Source organism: Rahnella inusitata, assembly GCF_965118895.1.
GTDB lineage: Bacteria > Pseudomonadota > Gammaproteobacteria > Enterobacterales > Enterobacteriaceae > Rahnella > Rahnella inusitata_A.
On sequence record NZ_CBCPJJ010000005.1, the window covers coordinates 91,658 to 109,933 of the forward strand.

Annotated in this window: 16 protein-coding genes; 4 read left to right on the forward strand and 12 right to left on the reverse strand. The window is 55.1% G+C overall.

From position 1 onward, the window contains the following. Positions 1–158: 158 nt before the first annotated feature. From ACMHLI_RS05185 to spy, 4 genes are all read right to left on the reverse strand, one after another. The gene (locus tag ACMHLI_RS05185) at positions 159–530 is read right to left on the reverse strand and encodes a phage holin family protein (protein ID WP_413528517.1); all 372 of its coding nucleotides are present in this window, start codon (positions 528–530) and stop codon (positions 159–161) included. Positions 531–764: 234 nt separating this feature from the next. Beyond that, positions 765–1,070 carry a YbdD/YjiX family protein gene (locus tag ACMHLI_RS05190; protein WP_413528518.1) on the reverse strand — a complete coding sequence of 102 codons (306 nt, stop codon included), beginning with the start codon at positions 1,068–1,070 and terminating at the stop codon, positions 765–767. After that, positions 1,063–3,147, reverse strand: a complete 2,085-nt coding sequence (locus ACMHLI_RS05195) for a carbon starvation CstA family protein (RefSeq protein WP_413528519.1) — start codon at positions 3,145–3,147, stop codon at positions 1,063–1,065. The genes ACMHLI_RS05190 and ACMHLI_RS05195 overlap by 8 nt, the downstream gene beginning before the upstream one ends. Before the next feature lie 307 nt (positions 3,148–3,454). Then, positions 3,455–3,961: an ATP-independent periplasmic protein-refolding chaperone Spy gene (gene spy / locus ACMHLI_RS05200; RefSeq protein WP_413528520.1), complete on the reverse strand. Its 507-nt coding sequence runs from the start codon at positions 3,959–3,961 to the stop codon at positions 3,455–3,457. Between the two features lie 367 nt (positions 3,962–4,328). On the opposite strand from spy, the gene ACMHLI_RS05205 reads away from it, so the two are divergent. After that, entirely contained in the window at positions 4,329–5,750 is a 1,422-nt protein-coding gene (locus ACMHLI_RS05205; RefSeq protein ID WP_413528521.1) for a PLP-dependent aminotransferase family protein, read from the forward strand. Between the two features lie 51 nt (positions 5,751–5,801). On the opposite strand, the gene ACMHLI_RS05210 is transcribed toward ACMHLI_RS05205, so the two are convergent. From ACMHLI_RS05210 to ACMHLI_RS05245, 8 genes are all read right to left on the reverse strand, one after another. Continuing rightward, the gene (locus ACMHLI_RS05210; protein WP_413528522.1) at positions 5,802–6,287 is read right to left on the reverse strand and encodes a YbjP/YqhG family protein; all 486 of its coding nucleotides are present in this window, start codon (positions 6,285–6,287) and stop codon (positions 5,802–5,804) included. Next, complete coding sequence (locus ACMHLI_RS05215) at positions 6,287–6,655, reverse strand: hypothetical protein (protein WP_413528523.1); 369 nt, start codon at positions 6,653–6,655, stop codon at positions 6,287–6,289. The genes ACMHLI_RS05210 and ACMHLI_RS05215 overlap by 1 nt, the downstream gene beginning before the upstream one ends. 144 nt (positions 6,656–6,799) lie before the next feature. Further along, positions 6,800–7,408, reverse strand: coding sequence for an SIS domain-containing protein (locus ACMHLI_RS05220; protein ID WP_413528596.1), 609 nt, complete (start codon positions 7,406–7,408; stop codon positions 6,800–6,802). Positions 7,409–7,422: 14 nt separating this feature from the next. Next, positions 7,423–9,063, reverse strand: coding sequence for an FGGY-family carbohydrate kinase (locus ACMHLI_RS05225; protein WP_413528524.1), 1,641 nt, complete (start codon positions 9,061–9,063; stop codon positions 7,423–7,425). A 29-nt stretch (positions 9,064–9,092) separates the two neighbouring features. Continuing rightward, on the reverse strand, positions 9,093–10,046 hold the full coding sequence (locus ACMHLI_RS05230) for an ABC transporter permease (RefSeq protein ID WP_413528525.1): 954 nt from the start codon (positions 10,044–10,046) through the stop codon (positions 9,093–9,095). Position 10,047: 1 nt separating this feature from the next. Continuing rightward, positions 10,048–11,037, reverse strand: coding sequence for an ABC transporter permease (locus ACMHLI_RS05235; RefSeq protein ID WP_413528526.1), 990 nt, complete (start codon positions 11,035–11,037; stop codon positions 10,048–10,050). Beyond that, positions 11,030–12,547, reverse strand: a complete 1,518-nt coding sequence (locus ACMHLI_RS05240) for a sugar ABC transporter ATP-binding protein (RefSeq protein ID WP_413528527.1) — start codon at positions 12,545–12,547, stop codon at positions 11,030–11,032. The genes ACMHLI_RS05235 and ACMHLI_RS05240 overlap by 8 nt, the downstream gene beginning before the upstream one ends. Before the next feature lie 158 nt (positions 12,548–12,705). Continuing rightward, the gene (locus ACMHLI_RS05245; protein WP_413528528.1) at positions 12,706–13,692 is read right to left on the reverse strand and encodes an autoinducer 2 ABC transporter substrate-binding protein; all 987 of its coding nucleotides are present in this window, start codon (positions 13,690–13,692) and stop codon (positions 12,706–12,708) included. 776 nt (positions 13,693–14,468) lie between these two features. Here ACMHLI_RS05245 and ACMHLI_RS05250 point away from each other — a divergent pair. The 3 genes from ACMHLI_RS05250 to astD are packed head-to-tail and all read left to right on the forward strand — an operon-like array spanning position 14,469 to position 18,266. Continuing rightward, on the forward strand, positions 14,469–15,689 hold the full coding sequence (locus tag ACMHLI_RS05250; RefSeq protein ID WP_413528597.1) for an aspartate aminotransferase family protein: 1,221 nt from the start codon (positions 14,469–14,471) through the stop codon (positions 15,687–15,689). 28 nt (positions 15,690–15,717) lie between these two features. Beyond that, complete coding sequence (gene astA / locus ACMHLI_RS05255) at positions 15,718–16,791, forward strand: arginine N-succinyltransferase (protein WP_413528529.1); 1,074 nt, start codon at positions 15,718–15,720, stop codon at positions 16,789–16,791. Further along, the gene (gene astD / locus ACMHLI_RS05260; protein ID WP_413528530.1) at positions 16,788–18,266 is read left to right on the forward strand and encodes a succinylglutamate-semialdehyde dehydrogenase; all 1,479 of its coding nucleotides are present in this window, start codon (positions 16,788–16,790) and stop codon (positions 18,264–18,266) included. Before astA ends, astD begins: the two co-directional genes overlap by 4 nt. The last annotated feature ends 10 nt before the right edge of the window (positions 18,267–18,276 follow it).

The window sequence follows — 18,276 nt, forward strand, 5'->3', positions numbered from 1 at the left end:
TTTTTGGGTCCGATTTCAGGATAACAGCGCGAAGAAAAGGGCTTACCGGCGCGCATAGGCAGGCGCAGGGCGAATCTGAATACGTGGAGTGGGAGGGCAGAAGAGCCGAAATTCAGGCAAAAAAATCCCCCGGGAGAGGTTTCTCGCCGGGGGAAATGTTATTCAGAGGTCTTTGGGGTTTTCTCTGTTTCTGCATCCTTAGGGCCGGGAGCGAAAGTATCAATCATCGCGGCAATTTTCTTACCCAGCAACGTGATGATAGGCCCCGCAAAGACACCTCCCAGACCGGCGATGACCAGCAATCGGTCATCGTTGGCATTACGTGAAAGAACAAAAATACTCAATATCATGCCGCTGAAACAGGAGACGATAATTTGCATCAGACAAGCTTCGAGCTCCTCCATAAACGGTTTTTTCTGCCTTAGCATGATGTAACGGACTATCCCGCCCCATGCTGACATTCCTATTACTGAAAAGACGATACCGTGCTCCATCGTAACGATGTCTCTGGCATGTGCTGCACCAATCATGACGCTTTCCTCAGAAGTAAAAATAAAGTGGGTATGATTAAAATATCACCAGAGGACGCGGGGCAAAAATCACAAGACAACACATTTTGGCATGAGCATTTTTAGTCAGACAGCGGGCAGAAAGTGAGAGTGATGATGGATTTCAACCGGATAGCGGTGTGATTTTTTTGTTCGAAATCCAGGGCTTTCTGCCCGTCTTGTGAGACGGGCAGAAAGGGGCGGATCACTCAGGCGTTAACACGGGCATTTGCCCATCTTGCCGCCTTCGCTCGGGAATCGGGCCTCGAGACACCGGCGGTGAAAATCCCGCTCGGTCATGGGCTCGACACCGGGATGTCGCACTTTCATATGCTGCACGTAATTCTGGTAATCCTGCACGCCGACCATCAGCCGGAAACTTTGGGCGGTGCGCCGGATCGCCAGTTTCAGCCAGTCGGCAACGTTATGCGGTTTAGGTTCGACGATAAACAGCGGCTGGCAACGGATGATTCGCAGCGCAGCAGGCCGTGGCGTTTTAAACAGCGCGCGCGAATCAGACATGGCGCACCTCACGGGTCGGGCGGCCTTCGCGGCGGTTGACCACGGCGGTTTCATGCACCGTCGGCGTGGCAGATTTCAGCGCGCGGCGGATAACGAAGAACGACGACACCAGCATAGTCACGGCCACCAGCATGAAGAATCCGCACAGCACGGCGTTGATCTGATTGTTCAACACAATGGTGTGCATGTCGGCCAGCGTTTTGGCCGGTTTGATGATTTCGCCGCTGTCGATCCCCGCAGAGAATTTCTTCGCCTGCGCCAGGAAGCCAATCGACGGTTTTTCGTGGAAAATCTTCTGCCAGCCAGCGGTCAACGAGGTGATGAAAAGCCAGACGGTCGGCAGAATGGTCACCCACGCATAACGCTGTTTCTTCATTTTGAACAGCACAACTGTACCGAGGATCAGCGCCATCGAGGCCAGCATCTGGTTACCGATACCGAACAGTGGCCACAGGGTGTTGATGCCGCCCAGCGGATCCACCACGCCCTGATAAACAAAGAAGCCCCAGCCTGCGACCGCCACCGTTGTTCCGGCAAAGGTGCCGAGCCATGAGCGGTTGTTGGCGAGAGAGGGCACAGCGACGCCCACCAGATCCTGCACCATAAAGCGGCAGGCACGGGTCCCGGCATCGACAGCGGTCAGGATGAACAGCGCTTCGAACAAGATTGCGAAGTGGTACCAGAACGCCATCATCGCGCGGCTGTTAAATACCTCGGTGATGATATGCGCCATGCCGACGGCGAAGGTCGGTGCGCCACCGGCGCGGGAGAGAATCGACTGCTCGCCGACGTCTTTGGCGATTTGCGTCAGGATGTCCGGCGTGATGACAAAGCCCCAGCCGTTAATCACCTGCGACGCACTTTCCACCGTAGTGCCAATCAGCGCCGCGGGTGAGTTCATTGCAAAGTACACGCCCGGATCGATAACCGATGCACAAATCAGCGCCATGATGGCGACGAAAGATTCCATCAGCATTGCGCCGTAGCCGATAAAGCGGATGTGGCTTTCACGTTCAATCAGCTTCGGCGTGGTGCCGCTGGACACCAGCGCGTGGAAACCGGAGATGGAGCCGCAGGCGATAGTGATAAACAGGAACGGGAACAGGCTGCCGGAGAAGACCGGGCCGCTGCCGTCAATAAAGCGCGACACCGCAGGCATTTTCATTTCCGGCATGGCAAAGACGATCCCCACCGCCAGCCCGGCGATGACGCCAATTTTCAGGAAAGTTGAGAGATAATCGCGCGGTGCCAGCAACAGCCAGACGGGCAGAACCGAGGCGATAAAGCCGTAAATCACCAGCACCCAGGTCAGCGTCGTGCCGTGCAACGTAAAGAACGGTCCCCAGTAAGGATCTGCCGCAACGTTACCGCCGTAGATAATCGCCAGCATCATCAGCACGAAGCCAATCACTGAGACTTCGGCGATTTTTCCCGGACGCAGAAAACGCATGTAAACGCCCATAAACAGCGCGATCGGAATGGTCGCGGCAATGGTGAACAACCCCCACGGGCTGTCGGCCAGCGCTTTTACCACCACCAGCGCCAGCGCCGACAGGATGATGATCTTCACGCCCAGCGCGCCGAGCATGGTGACCACACCGGCAAAATTGCCCAGTTCCTGCTTGGCCATTTCACCGAGCGAACGTCCGTCGCGGCGGGTGGAGATGAACAGGATCAGGAAATCCTGCACTGCACCTGCCAGCATCACGCCGACCAAAATCCAGATTGTGCCCGGCAGGAAGCCCATCTGCGCGGCGAGGATCGGGCCGACTAACGGCCCGGCACCGGCAATCGCGGCAAAGTGGTGGCCGAACAACACCCATTTGTTGGTCGGCACGTAATCGAGCCCGTCGTTGTGACGTTCGGCGGGGGTCATGCGTTTATCATCCAGTTCGAAGACTTTTTCAGCGATAAACAGGCTGTAAAAACGGTAAGCAATGCTGTAACAGGCGATGGCGGCAACCACCAGCCAGAGGGCGTTGACGTGTTCGCCACGGCTTAAAGCCAGCATGCAAAAAGCAAAGGCACCGATTAACGCCACCACCAGCCAGATAATTCCGGACTTGACGTTTTTCATGATTACAACTCCTTGTGAGTGGTCCGGCGCAGGGCTGGCCACTTTTTTTTGCGAGAGTGTGATGTAGGGAGGTAAGTGTCGCCGGCAGATTTGCACGTTACGACTTTGTTAAATTACTGGATGAAAATAATATTTTTGAACAGAAAAGTTTGAAGTTAAAGATGAAAATGTGATGCGGTTGACGGTTTGCGCCGAGACGGCTGGTCGGATGACATCAAAGTTGTGGCGGAGCGGGGATAAAAGCAAAAAAAAACCGGCCTTAAGAAGGCCGGTCTGTGGGTAAACCTGTGAGTTACAGTATCAGAACTTATTCAGCATCAGCGGGTTTTGGCTGACCGGGTTTGTGGTCACGCATCTGTTCCATTTTCTCAGCACGTTTCTGATAGTTCTCGTTGAACTGTTTTTTCTGCTCTGGCGTCAGCAGGTTGTACATCTTATTTTCAGCACGGGCGCGGTCCAGCATACGATCGGACTGCGCTTTGGTGATGGTATCAATCTGCGATTTCACTTTCGCTTCATCGAAGCTGTCGGAAGCTACCAGGCTATGCATCTGATCCATCTGCGCTTTCATGGCTGCGCGATCCGGACGTGCGCCGCTGTCTTTCATAATGTCTTTCATCTGAGTTTTTTGTTGCTCAGTGAGGTTCAGACCGGCAAACGGATTCATATGCTGCGGACCTTTATGGTGCAGCATTTTGCCGTGTGCAGCTGGTGCATCCGGTGGCGTTGGTGCAGTTGTCTCGGCAGCAAACGCGATAGAAGCAGAGCTCAGAGCCAGAGTTGAAGCCACAATCATTGCGGTAAGTTTACGCATAATTAAATTCCTCATTGGAGATTCAGGCACGTCGCCCGTTTTGTTTCGACGAAAGCAAGTCTACTGAATCCAATGAATAGTAATGCGATGGTGGTGTAAAAGAGTGAAAGGCGAAGAGTCATTTTTCCGGCAATCGTGGAGAAAATGTTTAGAAAGCGTAAGGTTAGGCGAACAGACGTGAATGGATGTTCAGATAAATCCGAGTCATGCAGTGAATTCACACATTAACATGCTGAATGTTTCGCCGCTACAGGTCGCGTGTAAAGAATGCCATAAGTTTACTCAGGGTTTACTTAGCGGTGATGGCCTTAAAACAGGCATAATAGTTTTCATTCCATTAACACCTTCTGTAACAGTGACCCGGACGATGACTGAATCCCGCTACGCCACACTGGCGCGCACGCTGCGCAAACAAATCGAGATGCAGGTCTGGCTGCCCGGCGACAGGCTGCCTTCGCTGCGCGATACCTGCAAACAGTCTGGCCTGAGCCTGATGACGGTTTTGCAGGCTTACCAGCTGCTGGAAAGTCAGGGCGTGATCGTCGCCAGACCGCAGTCCGGTTATTACGTCGCGGCAGGATTGCAGCGTCCGGTACGTCATCAGCCGGATGAGCGGCTGCACGCCGCCGAACAGATAGACGTCAACGACGCGATTTTCGATATCCTGAAAGCCGGGCAGGATCCGGCTGTCGTGCCACTCGGCTCGGCGTTTCCCGATCCGACCTTATTCCCTCAGCCACGTCTGGCACGCTCCCTTGCCAGCGCCGTTCGCCGGATGTCACCGCACAGCGCCACCGCCAATTTACCGCCGGGCAACGAAGAGCTGCGCCGCAGCATTGCCCAGCGTTACGCGCAAAACGGCATTGAAGTCGCGCCGGATGAAATCGTCATTACCTCTGGCGCAATGGAATCGCTGGGGCTGAGTTTGCAGATGGTGACCGAACCGGGCGACTGGGTGGCGATTGAGTCTCCGGCCTTTTACGGGGTTTTACAGGCGATTGAACGGCGCAAACTGAAAGCCGTGGCGATACCGACTGATGTGCGTTTTGGCATGGATCCGGATGCGCTGGAAAAAGCGCTGGAAACTTATCCGATCAAAGCCTGCTGGCTGATGTCCAGCTTTCAGAACCCGCTGGGCTGCACGTTGCCACCGGAGAACAAAGTGCGGCTGGTGGAAATCTTGCAGGCGCATCAGGTCGCTATTATAGAAGACGACGTTTACAGCGAACTCTATTTTGGCAGTGAACGCGCCGTGCCGCTGAAGGCCACGTCCTACCGCAGCGAAATTCTGCACTGTTCGTCATTTTCAAAATGTCTGGCACCGGGTTTTCGCGTCGGCTGGGTGGCGGCGGGGGCATATGCTGAGCGTATTCAACGTTTACAGCTGATGAGCACATTATCGGCCAGCGTTCCGGTACAACTGGCGCTGGCGGATTATTTACAGCAGGGCGGATACGACACTCATCTGCGCCGCCTGCGTCGCGTTCTCGAACAGCGGCAGATGGCAATGCACCACGCCATCATCAGAGAATTTCCCGCGCAGGTCTCGGTCAGCCAGCCCAAAGGCGGCTATTTCTTATGGCTGGACCTGGGCGAAAACGTTGATGCGGCGCGTATCTATCAGCTCGCGCTGGCGAAAGGCGTCAGCATTGCGCCGGGCACCATGTTTTCCGCCGACGAACGTTTTCGCCACTGTATCCGCATCAACACCTCATTCGAATGGGGGCCGCACACCGCCCGCGCGATTTCGATATTGGCGGCGCTGGTGGCGGAGGAAATTCGGGGGTAACCGGGAAGTGCTTAACCTCCATCGTCTTTCAGACGGTGGAGGTTTTACTGATTACCAGCCGCGCTGGATCCTCCCCGCGCTGAAAATCGGGGCTTCATAATTATCAGAGATATTGCGTACCCGATAAATTTTCCACGTCATGTTTTCACGTTTCAAATACGTCTCAAGGTGAAGGCTCTTTCCGTGGTCGATCCCAAGCCAGATATCCACGACTTTTCCGCCCGTAACACTGCGTACGGTCCCGGTTTTAAAAGCCGGGATCCACGCTGCGTCATAATCTTGCGTGTACGTAAAATAATCTGCGCTAACGATCTCCTGTTCCGGGATTTTATCCACGGCGGCAAGTCGGCTTAAGGTGTCAGCTGCTACATAACAACGCATTTCAGGCGACTCATACGTCGGAGGAGGATCTTTCAGAAAAGCCGCAAGATAAAATCCATAAAAATCGGTGACCTGTTTAATCACCAGCTGATTATCATCGGAACGGGAAGAACACGCTGTTAATAAGCTGAGAGCTAATAGAAGAAGTATGCGCATTAGTTCTTCCGGTAAATTTTGTAGGCGGGGTGTGTGCTCCGATATCCCGGGCCGGGATACATGCTGGTTTGGCGAAAATCTGAAAACCACGTTGTACCGTCGTACATCGTCATATGGCCCGATGGATTACCGCCTTGGTAGGGTTGAATTATTGCCACATCTCCCGCTACTAAAGTTGAACCGGCAGGTACCTCCCTGAACCCGGCGCGTTCAAGCGAAGCACCGTAGTCTTTCGCATCAGGTATATTGTCCAGATGAACGCCGCCAGCCTCTATCGCCTGCCGGGTGTAACGTGCACAGCGATGAATAGAGTGTGAGCCCGCATGAGTCCTGATATGTGATATTGCGGCATCTCGGTTCCAGCTCATAATTATCCCTAATTTGAGTTAAATTGAGCAGGCAAGGTACGCCGCGAAAAACAACAAAACAATAAAACCAATGCACGTGGAGTCACTTTCAGAGGTTTGTTATACGCAAACGCATTAGCCGAAACGATTATTCCCCGCCCAGATTCACAAATCCTGGGCCCTTAATGTCTTCCCGACATTTCCCCCCGGATGGACTTTTAACAGACGCTGCTGATCGAACCCGTTGCGGTGCATAATGCTGCCGCACAGCGCATCGAACACGGCCAGCACCAGTACGATGGAAGTCGTGGCCAGCATATTTAACGGATCGATTTCTCGCTGAATGTGCGTTTTCACCACCAGCGTTGCGGCACGGGCAATCGCGGAATCCAGATTCTCGGTGACGCTGATGATGGCTACGCCTTTGGCTTTCAGCGTCGGCAACAGGCGCGTCAGCTCTTCGGAATTGCCGCCGCGTGAAATCAGTATCATCAGGTCATCGCTGCGCAGAAAACCCAGATCGCCGTGAGCCGCATCGGTGGCGCTGAGATAAACCGCAGGCTGCTCGACGCACGCCAGCATGTGCGCGATTTTCCGCGCCGCAATGCCGGAAGTGCCGACGCCGGTGACGGCGATTTTGCCGGTGCAGCCGGTAACCCGCGTCAGCAGTTGTTGCCACGTATCGGCGTTAAGATTGTGTTGCAGCGCCAGCAGCTCCTGGCTGTAGGTTTGCCAGCCCTGACACGCCTGCATAAACTCCTGTTCCGCATTCATTTTCTGTTCTGTATTCACTCGTTTTCCCCCTGCATCAGGCGGCGGTACTTCATGCTGTCGTGGTACATCTCATGAAATACACGGTATTTACGGTCGTAATACTCTTTGATTTTGTTGGTCTGCGGCGTGACGGTTTTGCCGATGCGGCTCATGGCGGCCATCGCCTCCGGCAGAGAATCGTAGGCGCCCGCCGCGACGGTGCCCATCATGGCACTGCCGAGCAACATTGCTTCGCTCTCTTCCGGCAGTAACATCGCGCAGCCGGTGGCGTTGGAATGCTCCTGCACAAACACCGGATTCTTAGTGCCGCCGCCGCTGGCCATCATGGTATCAATGCGGTAGCCGCTCTGGTTCATGGTCTCAATGATATGACGGGTGCCGAGCGCCAGCGCCTGAATAGTCGCCAGATAATGCAGCGCCATATCTTCCGGCGTGCGCGAAAGCTTCAGGCCGGTCAGCGTACCGGTCAGCGTCGGGTTGGCACGCGGCGAACGGTTACCGTGGAAGTAGGGCAGCATATGAATGTCTTTGGTCAGGAAGGCAATATCCTCCGGCTCACCGGCCATTTTGCGCAGAATCGCGTTCAGGACTTCGTAAATGGTTTTGCCACTGTCTTTGCCCTGTTTGAGCAAATCCTGATAACAAGGATGCGACTGAATCACGTGGTCGATAAGCGCCCCGGTGGTGGACTGGCCGCCTTCATTCAGCCAGTAATCTGGCAGAATGGCGGAAAAATACGGGCCCCAGATACCGCCGATATAACGTGCGCTGCGTGACATCGCCATGTGCGCCGTCGATGTACCGCCGATCAGCGCGATACGGTTGTCGAAATCAGCAGTTTCGCCGGACGCCCCGCTGGCACCGAGAATGCCAAGGCTGCCGGCGTGAGCATCAATGATCGACACGCTGACCGCCGTCCCCGCCATCAATCCCATTTCGGCGGCGGCGCGCTGGGTCAGGCCATGGCCGAGCGGTTCGCCCATGGTTTTTACTTCACTGCCGATTTTCGCCGCGTTGTTTTCCAGCAAATCTTCCAGCCCTATCTGGCGGAAATAGCTCGGATCCCAGCGGTCTTCGTGGCCGACGTAGGTCCATTTACACACCGTGGAACACAGCGAGCGGGTAGTGCTCTGCGTGGCGCGCCAGGTCAGGAAGTCTGGCAAATCAAACAGATGCCCGACGTTGTTCCACGTCGTTGGCATATGCTGTTTCAGCCAAAGAAGTTTTGGTGTTTGCATCTCTGGCGAAATAATTCCGCCGACAAATTCCAGTACCCGATGGCCGGTGGCGTTGATGCGTTCGGCCTGCGTGATGGCGCGGTGATCCATCCACACAATGATGTTTTGCTCGCTGCGCCCGGACGGGCTGACGGTCAGCGGTTTGCCTTCTTTATCCAGCACCACCAGCGAACAGGTGGCATCGAAGCCGATCCCTTTGACCTGAATCGGGTTGATATCGGCCTGATTCACCGCATCTTTGACGGCGTTGCAGACGGATTGCCAGATCTCATCGGAAGACTGCTCGACGAAATCGGCTTTCGGGCGGTACAGCGTGATCTCACGGCTGGCCTGGCCGACCATGCGGCCGGTCATGTCGAAGACGCCCGCGCGGGCGCTGCCGGTTCCTACGTCTACTCCAATAAAATAACTCGCCATGTTCGTTCCCTTCGGTAAAAAGCGTGAGCTTAAGATTGTCGATTTTGTAAGGCGATAAACAGGATCAGGACGCCGCCCCAGAGTGCCATCGTCAGGTAACTGCTGACGCCCATCAGGTTCAGGCCACTTTCCAACATTTGCAGGACGATCAGTGCCAGCACCAGCCCGATGATCCGTCCGAAACCACCGTCGGGGTTGATCCCGCCGAGCACGGACGCGAGGATGGTGACCAGCAGATAAGAGTCGCCGTAGCCCGCTTTCGCCGAGTTAAATTTGGACATCATCAGCAGCGCCGCGCCCCAGCCGAGCAGGGCAGACAGGACGTACACCGCAATGGTCACTTTATGCGTGTTGACGCCGCTAAAACGCGTCGCCTGTTCGTTGGAGCCCATCAGATACAGGCTGCGCCCGAGCGTGGTGTGTTCGAGTAATACCCACAGCAGCAGCGCCACCAGCAGAAACAGCAGCAGGGCGACCGGGATACCGAGCACGCTGGCGTTGCTGAGATACTCAATCGCCGGAGGGAAACCGGAAATTACCGCGCCGTTGGTGAGCAGAATATTCAGCCCGGCGATAAGCGTCATAGTGCCGAGCGTCGCCAGAATCGGCGATACACCGATGTAAGCGATCAGCGCACCGTTCAGCACGCCAATTACCACCGCCACTGCCAGTCCGGCCAGCAAGGCCAGCGCGAAATACTCCGGCTGGCCGGGGTGTGCGACCATAATCGCCGCCATCGCCAGAGAACAGGCGTTGGCACCGGCAATCACCGAAAGGTTAATGCCGCCGGTGAGCATGGTGATGCCCATTCCCAGCGCCAGCATGCCCAGAATCGGCAGCTGCGAGGAGATCGACTGGAAATTACCGACGCTGTAAAAACTGCCACCCAGCGTGAACGAGAACAACACGGCCACGGCGACGATGATCAGCAACTGCAAACGGATGATGCGGTCGCCGGGGAAAAATCGGTTTAAGGTGCTCATGTCACATCCCCTTCGCCAGTTTGCGTTTTTCGTTCCACGCGGTGCTGCTGATGCTGATCAGGATGATCACGCCGCTGAAAACCTGATGCCAGTAAGACGAAATACTCAGCAGCGTCAGGCCGTTTTGCAGAAACGCCAGCAGCATCACACCGAGAATGGTACCGGTCAGCGAACCGCGTCCGCCGGTCATGCTGGTGCCGCCAAGCACCACCGCTGCCAGTACCGTCAGCTCGTAGCCGAGCAGGGAATTCGGCGCGACCGACTGGGTGATTTGCGCCTGAACCACGGCGGCGATCCCCGCCAGTAATCCCATAAAACCGTAAACGTAAAAGTGCAGACGCAGAATGTTCAGGCCGAGGCGCGAGGCGGCGTCGCGGTTGCTGCCCATGGCGTAAATCTGGCGGCCCACGCGGGTACGGTTCATCAGCACACCGGTGGCGATAATCACGCCCAGCAGGCTGAGCAGCGGCAGCGTAAGCCCGTAGTCATAGCCGTCGGCGGCGGTAAATTTGAACCAGCTGATGCCGTTCATAAACCAGTCCGGGAAGCCGTACAGCCAGGTGCCGTTGGTGAGATACACCAGCAAACCGTAGAACAGGTTCAGCGTGGCGATAGTAATGATGATGGCCGGAACGCGCAGCCAGTACACCAGAAAACCGTTGACCAGCCCGAGCAGCAAACCGGTGCCCATCGACATCGCAAACGCCAGTGGGAAGCTGCCGCCGTGGTGAATGATGTAGCTGGCCATCACGTACTGCCCGATGGAGGTGACGGCCGGGAAGGAGATGTCGATCCCGCCGGCGATCAGCACCACGAACAGGCCGCAGGCCAGAATGCCAAGAATGGCGTAGCTGGTGGCGACATCGGTCAGATTGCCGAGGGTCATAAATTCCTGGGTGCTGACGCTCAGGCCAATCACCAGAACCAGCACCAGTAATCCCAGCCAGAATTCGTGTTGAGAAAATAACTTCGACAGGTTTTTGTTATCCATTGATCGCCTCCGCAATCTGCGCTTCGCTGCTCTGATGCGGCGCGAATTCGGCCACCAGCTCGCCTTTGCGCATCACCAGCACGCGGTGACTGTTGTAATAGGCTTCAGGAATTTCATCGCAAATCATCAGTACCGCCATGCCGGATTCCGCCAGATCCCGCGCAATGCGGTAGATGCCTTCTTTATTGGCGATATCCACGCCGACGGTCGGCGAATCAAGGATCAGAATATGGGGCTGCGTCGCCACCCATTTGGCGATGGCGATACGTTGTGCATTACCGCCGGAGAGCGTTTTCACCGGCAGACCACTGTCGGAGACTTTAATGTTGAGGTCGCGGATCAGGTCTTTCACCACCGATGCCGCTTTGCGATGATCCATCAGGCCGGTGCGGGTTTGCAGCTTGCCGAAAATCGACACCAGCGTGTTGTCATAAATGGATTGTTCCATGATCAGTCCCTGCGTCAGACGGTCTTCCGACACATAAGCGATCCCCTGACGGATAGCGTCGCGGTTGCTGTGAAATTGCACCGCTTTGCCGTTGACGCGGATTTCCCCACTGTCCGGCTGGGTCATGCCGAACAGGCTCAGGCACAATTCGGTGCGCCCGGATCCGAGCAGGCCGATAATCGAGGTGATTTCCCCCTGACGCAGCGACAGCGAAATATCCTGATACTGGCCTTTGCGGCTGAGATGGCTGACTTCCAGAAGGGGCGTGGCTTCTGCGGGCGCGCGATGCGGCAGATGGCTGTAGCTGAAACGCTGTCCGGTCATCAGGAAGGCCAGCTCGTTGCTGTCGAGACTGCTGGCCGGATAGGTGCCGACCAGTTTGCCGTCGCGCATCACGCTGATGCGGTCGGCGACTTCCATCACTTCATCTAAACGGTGGCTGACAAACACCACGCAAATGCCCGCCGCTTTTAGCTCATTAACCACGCGCAGAAGGCCGTTGACTTCGGTGCGGGTCAGTGACGCCGTGGGTTCATCCATGATCACCAGACTGGCGTCGGCGGCGATCGCGCGACATATCGCCACCAGCTGGCGATCGGCGATGGATAATTTTTCGACTTTACGATCCGGATCGAGAGAAACGCCGACCCGTTGCATGGCGGCCATCGCTTTTTTGCGCATCGCCTCGCGGTGTACCCAAAAATCGCCGCCCGGCAAATAGCGGTGAATGGCAATATTTTCGGCGACCGATAAATTAGGGAATAAAGACAAATCCTGATAAATAACCTGAATACCGTAATAAGAAGAAAGTTGCGGCGTTAATGTGTGAAATAATTTCCCGTCGAGCGTAATATTTGCGCCTTTTTCCGGCTGGTAGACGCCGGAAATAACTTTAATAATGGTACTTTTACCGCAACCATTCTGACCGGCCAGACAGTGCACTTCGCCTTTATTCAACGTCAGGCTGACATTATCCAGCGCTAAAACGCCGGGGAATTTTTTGCTGATTTTCTCGAGGCTGATAAACGCCTCAGCAGGAACGGCGGGCGTGAGAACATTCATCACATTATCCTTTCTGCGTTCATTGTTTTATATTTTTGACATGTCTTGTAGAAAAGCAGATACGGCACCACACACTACGCCGTACCTGTTCCTATTTGCCTGGTGATGGCGTTGGGAATAAAACTATTCCCGGTAAATATTAAACGTGTATCGTTATTTTAGAAGCCGAGTGATTTTGCATTTTCAGACGTCACTTCGAGAATTTTATTAAAGCGGATAACGTGCGTATCCATATCCACATCGGCTTTACCCAATCCATCAATGCTCAGGTCTTTAGTGACTTCTTTACCCTGTAATAACTGATCCGCCACGCTTACCAGCGCGAAGCCAGCATCTTTCGGATCCCACAACAGGACTTTCTTGATATCACCGCGCATCAGATATGGCGCTGCCTGTGCAGGCATGGCGATTCCGACCACGGCGATTTTATTTTTCGCACGTTTCTGCTGAACGGCCTGACCAGCCCCGATTGGGCCGAGTGAACCGAATCCGATGATCCCTTTCAGGTCAGGATAGGTTTTCATCAAATCGAGCGTAGTGGAGTAGGACTTGTCGATATTTTCTGCCACCGGCAAACGTGACGTGACTTCATGCATATCCGGGTATTTTTGTTTCTGATATTTGATGGCCGCATCCGCCCACGCGTTGTGCAAAGGCACGGTCAGAGAACCCACATAGATGGCATATCCGCCTTTACTGCCCATGTCTTTGGCCAGCTCATCCATGTTAGCTTCGGCATATTTCTGACTATCAATGGTCTCGATATCCCACTGACCGATCTGTTGATCCGGGGATTCGTGGGTCAGCACCACGATGCCTTGTTCGCGGGCTTTTTTCAGTACCGGTTCTAACACTTTAGCGTCATTTGGCACCACGATAATGGCATCGACTTTTTTGGCGATCAGGTCTTCAATCACTTTCACTTGCTGAGCCGGATCGGGCGTCGAACCACCGACCTGGTAGGCATTGACATTGAGTTTCTGCGCGGCTTCTTTTACGCCGACTTCCATGCGCGTGAACCAGGGAATACCGGTCACTTTCGCGACCACGGCGATATCGTAGGGCTTGGCGGCGAACGTTGGTGTGGTGAATAACATGCATGCTGAAACCACACATGCATTGACTAATGCGAGGTTAAATTTCATGTCTGTACCTTTCTTATGATGTTCTGTTCTGGTGTAGGGGACGGGCGGTGGTTATTTATTCCACACTCAGAGATTAACTTAACGGGAAAGGCGTTTTCGCGCAGTCGTGAATGAAATGTGATCAGTATCCGTAAATGTTAATTTATATAATTTTATTTGTTAATTTAAGGTTATTTAAAACCATGAAAAGTGTACGAAGGACAAGCATGGGCTGAAGTTACCGATAACAATGACACCAAATAAAAACAATCTATCAACATTTGTGCATCATTTGTAACGAGTGGAGGCCTGAGGAGGCGGGAACACCGGAGCTGCTGGTTTTTATTTACGCAGAGTGTGAAGGCGGTCACGGAGCGAGATTGCGCCAGAAAAGTGCAATGGCGCACCTTTATCGGGCATCGCACCACGAAGTGGTAGAGCTGATACGCGCCGGATCACAATCCTGCACAATATCTGTCAGCCGGAATGGAAATAAATCCCTGCATACTCATTCTCTGTCCCTCGTTGCTGCGAAAGGGTATTTTTCCTCTTATTCATTTTTTATGCAATTTAAGTGAATAATCGACGCTTTTAAGTGATTGTTTTTTCTAACTCCCGCCGGTTTTATTCACTTTTATCCTTTGCTGGCACGAAGACTGCACTCTATGATGTGACTGAGTGAGATTATTCATTAACTTTTAGATAACAAACCAATAACCAAAATTCCCGCCAGTCCGGGGGGCGGAAACGTGCACCCTGAATTCAGCCAGTCACTGGCATTCAATAAAGAGGTTTATATGGAACACCAACAGCAACCGCAAAACGTCAGCCGCCAGAACTTTGATGACTGGATGGTGCCGGTATACGCCCCTGCCGCGTTTATTCCGGTGCGTGGCGAAGGCTCCTGGTTATGGGATCAGGCGGGCAAAGACTACGTGGATTTTGCGGGAGGTATTGCGGTGAACGCGCTGGGACATGCGCATCCTGAAATTCGTAAAACGCTGCACGAGCAGGCCGACAAAGTCTGGCATCTGGGCAACGGTTACACCAACGAACCGGTGCTGCGGCTGGCGAAGCAGCTGATTGATGCGACGTTTGCCGACAAAGTCTTTTTCTGTAACTCCGGTGCGGAAGCTAACGAGGCGGCGCTGAAGCTGGCGCGACTCTACGGCCATAAAGCCGGCGGCGAAAAGAATGAAATCATCGCCTTCAAAAATGCCTTCCACGGCCGCACGCTGTTTACCGTTACTGCGGGTGGTCAGCCGAAATATTCGGAAGATTTCGCGCCGCTGCCACCGTCTATTACCCATCTGCCGTTTAACGATCTGGCCGCCGTGGCCAGCCAGATTTCCTCACGCACCTGTGCGGTGATCGTCGAACCCATTCAGGGTGAGGGCGGCGTGGTGCCTGCTGACGCCGAATTCCTGCAAGGCCTGCGTGAGCTGTGCGACAAACACCAGGCCGTGCTGATTTTCGATGAAGTGCAGACCGGCGTGGGCCGCACTGGCGAGCTGTATGCCTATCAGCATTACGGCGTGGTGCCTGACATTCTCACCAGCGCCAAGGCGCTCGGCGGCGGTTTCCCGATAGGCGCGATGCTGACCACCGACCGTTACGCCGTGCTGTTCCAGCCGGGTACCCACGGCACCACCTATGGCGGCAACCCGCTGGCGACCGCGGTCGCAGGTAAAGTGTTTGAGATGATCAACACGGCAGAGGTGTTATCTGGTGTCAGCAAGCGTCATGAGTGGTTTATCGCCGGACTTAAGCGCATTAACGACCGTTATCACGTCTTTAGTCAGGTACGCGGTCAGGGCCTGTTGCTCGGCGCAGTGATGAGCGAACGCTATAAAGATCAGGCAAAACAGCTCAACACGCTGGCGGCGGAAGAGGGGCTGATCGCCCTGATTGCCGGGCCAAACGTTCTGCGTTTCGCGCCATCGCTGATTATTCCAGGTGCGGATATCGAAGAAGGGTTGAACCGGCTGGAACGCGCAGTGGCACGCCTGTGCGTGTGATTTCTCTGTATGAATGAGGTAAAGCATTATGATGTTGATTAGACCTGTGCGGCCCGGCGATCTCGCCGATATCCTGCAGTTGTCAGGCAAAACCGGCATCGGTTTAACGTCTTTGCCCAAGGATGAAGCGCATCTGCGAGCGCGCATTGAACGTTCCGTGGCGACCTGGGAAGGCAGTCTGGAGAAAGCCGATCAGGGCTATCTGTTTGTGCTCGAAGACACGGAGCAGCAGAAAGTCGTGGGCGTCAGCGCCATTGAAGTGGCGGTCGGGCTGAGTGAGCCCTGGTACAACTTCCGCCTCGGCACGCTGGTGCACGCGTCCAAAAGTCTGAACATTTATAAGCCGGTGCCGACGCTGTTTCTCAGCAACGATCACACCGGCTACACCGAGCTTTGCACGCTGTTTCTCGACAATGATTATCGCAACGGCAAAAACGGTCAGCTGCTGGCGAAAGTCCGTTTTCTGTTTCTGGCGGCGTTCCGCCAATACTTCTCCCGTAAGGTGATCGCCGAAATGCGCGGCGTTTCTGATGACACCGGCCATTCACCGTTCTGGGACAGCGTCGGGCGGCATTTCTTTGGGATGGAATTCGCCGAAGCCGACCGACTGACCGGGATGGGACAGAAATCCTTTATTGCCGAACTGATGCCTAAACATCCGCTTTACACTGAACTGCTGAGCCCCGACGCCCGGGCGGTAATTGGCGAAGTGCATCCGCAAACCGCACCGGCGCGTGCGGTGCTGGAAGGAGAAGGTCTGAGTTATCAAGGGTATGTGGATATTTTCGACGCAGGTCCGACGCTTGAGGGCGAAATCGATCAGCTGCGCGCCGTCAAAGAGAGCCGGCTGATTCCGGTTCGGCTTGCACAACACAGCGATCAAGCCGACCAGCCGTTGTACCTGGTGGCTAACGAACAGTATCAGAATTTCCGCGCGTTGCTCATTACCGGCGGAGAATCGCCAGAATCTCTGACGCTGAGCAGCGCCGAAGCTGAAATTCTTGGTCTGCGCGAAGGCGACACTCTGCGTGCCGTGGCGCTTTTTCCCGGCAAGGATCCCAATCCCGCTCCGCAATCTTTCAAAAAGGAAACACTCGCATGATGCAACCCGCACTCTATATTCAGGGCCAGTGGCGCAGCGGACAGGGCGCGCAGCTGAGCAAAACCAATCCGGTGGATAACACGCTGCTGTGGTCGGCGCTGAGCGCCACTGCGGAAGATGTCGATATGGCCTGCCTCGCCGCCCGCACGGCATTTCCGGCATGGGCGCGCAAAACCGTGGCCCAGCGCGCGGAAGTCATTACACGTTTCGCCGAATTACTCACTGAACATAAAGCCCGGCTGGCAGACGTCATCAGCCAGGAAACCAGCAAACCACGCTGGGAAACGCTGACAGAAATTCAGGCGATGATTGGCAAAGTAGCGATATCACTGGAAGCTAATCAGCACCGTACCGGCGAAAAACACACTGCAATGCCTGATGGTGAAGCGGTACTACGCCATCGTCCGCACGGCGTGCTGGCGGTATTCGGCCCGTATAATTTCCCCGGTCATCTGCCGAACGGCCACATCGTTCCGGCTCTGCTGGCGGGCAATACGATCGTTTTCAAACCGAGTGAGCTGACGCCGAAAACCGCTGAAGAAACCGTGAAGCTGTGGGAAGAGGCCGGTTTGCCGGAAGGCGTGCTGAATCTGGTGCAGGGCGGACGCAGCACCGGTGAGGCTCTGGCCGCCTGTGCTGATATCGACGGCCTGCTGTTTACCGGCAGCGCGGGGACCGGCTACCAGTTGCATCGACAGCTGGCCGGTCAGCCGGAAAAAATTCTGGCGCTGGAAATGGGCGGCAACAATGCGCTTATCGTCGAACCGGTGGAAGACATTGATGCGGCGGTCAATCTGACCATTCAGTCGGCGTTTATTTCTGCCGGGCAGCGTTGTACCTGCGCGCGCCGTTTGCTGGTCAGAGAGGGCGCAGCGGGCGATGCATTTATTGCACGTTTGCTGGATGTCACCATGCAGATCCGCACTGGTGGCTGGAATGACGAACCGCAGCCTTTTATGGGCGGCGTGATTTCTGACGCGGCGGCCCGCAACATGCTGAAAGCGCAGGACAGCCTGATGGCGCTCGGCGGTAAACCACTGCTGTTACTGACCCGCCCGGATCCGCTCAACACCCTGCTGACGCCGGGGATTATCGATCTGACCGGCGTAGCGGGTGTGCCTGACGAAGAATATTTCGGTCCGCTGCTGAGTATTTATCGTTACAGCGACTTTGACAGCGCTATCGCTCTGGCCAATCAGACCCGCTTCGGGCTGGCGACTGGCCTGATTTCCGCTGAGCGGGTTCAGTTTGAGCAGCTATTATTGGAAGCACGGGCGGGCATTGTGAACTGGAACAAACCGCTGACCGGTGCCTCGAGCAATGCGCCATTTGGTGGCATCGGTGCGTCGGGCAATCACCGTCCAAGCGCGTATTATGCGGCGGATTACTGCGCGTGGCCGATGGCCTCGCTGGAAACAGACAAGCTGGAACTCCCTGCGACGCTGTCGCCGGGTATTGATTTCCGCACAACCTGAGGAGACAGGC

What these genes read in the sequence shown, in the direction of transcription:
- ACMHLI_RS05185 (WP_413528517.1), bottom strand. Translation starts at nt 530, where the DNA reads ATGATTGGTGCAGCACATGCCAGAGACATCGTTACGATGGAGCACGGT.
- ACMHLI_RS05190 (WP_413528518.1), bottom strand. Translation starts at nt 1,070, where the DNA reads ATGTCTGATTCGCGCGCGCTGTTTAAAACGCCACGGCCTGCTGCGCTG.
- ACMHLI_RS05195 (WP_413528519.1), bottom strand. Translation starts at nt 3,147, where the DNA reads ATGAAAAACGTCAAGTCCGGAATTATCTGGCTGGTGGTGGCGTTAATC.
- spy (WP_413528520.1), bottom strand. Translation starts at nt 3,961, where the DNA reads ATGCGTAAACTTACCGCAATGATTGTGGCTTCAACTCTGGCTCTGAGC.
- ACMHLI_RS05205 (WP_413528521.1), top strand. Translation starts at nt 4,329, where the DNA reads ATGACTGAATCCCGCTACGCCACACTGGCGCGCACGCTGCGCAAACAA.
- ACMHLI_RS05210 (WP_413528522.1), bottom strand. Translation starts at nt 6,287, where the DNA reads ATGCGCATACTTCTTCTATTAGCTCTCAGCTTATTAACAGCGTGTTCT.
- ACMHLI_RS05215 (WP_413528523.1), bottom strand. Translation starts at nt 6,655, where the DNA reads ATGAGCTGGAACCGAGATGCCGCAATATCACATATCAGGACTCATGCG.
- ACMHLI_RS05220 (WP_413528596.1), bottom strand. Translation starts at nt 7,408, where the DNA reads ATGAATGCGGAACAGGAGTTTATGCAGGCGTGTCAGGGCTGGCAAACC.
- ACMHLI_RS05225 (WP_413528524.1), bottom strand. Translation starts at nt 9,063, where the DNA reads ATGGCGAGTTATTTTATTGGAGTAGACGTAGGAACCGGCAGCGCCCGC.
- ACMHLI_RS05230 (WP_413528525.1), bottom strand. Translation starts at nt 10,046, where the DNA reads ATGAGCACCTTAAACCGATTTTTCCCCGGCGACCGCATCATCCGTTTG.
- ACMHLI_RS05235 (WP_413528526.1), bottom strand. Translation starts at nt 11,037, where the DNA reads ATGGATAACAAAAACCTGTCGAAGTTATTTTCTCAACACGAATTCTGG.
- ACMHLI_RS05240 (WP_413528527.1), bottom strand. Translation starts at nt 12,547, where the DNA reads ATGAATGTTCTCACGCCCGCCGTTCCTGCTGAGGCGTTTATCAGCCTC.
- ACMHLI_RS05245 (WP_413528528.1), bottom strand. Translation starts at nt 13,692, where the DNA reads ATGAAATTTAACCTCGCATTAGTCAATGCATGTGTGGTTTCAGCATGC.
- ACMHLI_RS05250 (WP_413528597.1), top strand. Translation starts at nt 14,469, where the DNA reads ATGGAACACCAACAGCAACCGCAAAACGTCAGCCGCCAGAACTTTGAT.
- astA (WP_413528529.1), top strand. Translation starts at nt 15,718, where the DNA reads ATGATGTTGATTAGACCTGTGCGGCCCGGCGATCTCGCCGATATCCTG.
- astD (WP_413528530.1), top strand. Translation starts at nt 16,788, where the DNA reads ATGATGCAACCCGCACTCTATATTCAGGGCCAGTGGCGCAGCGGACAG.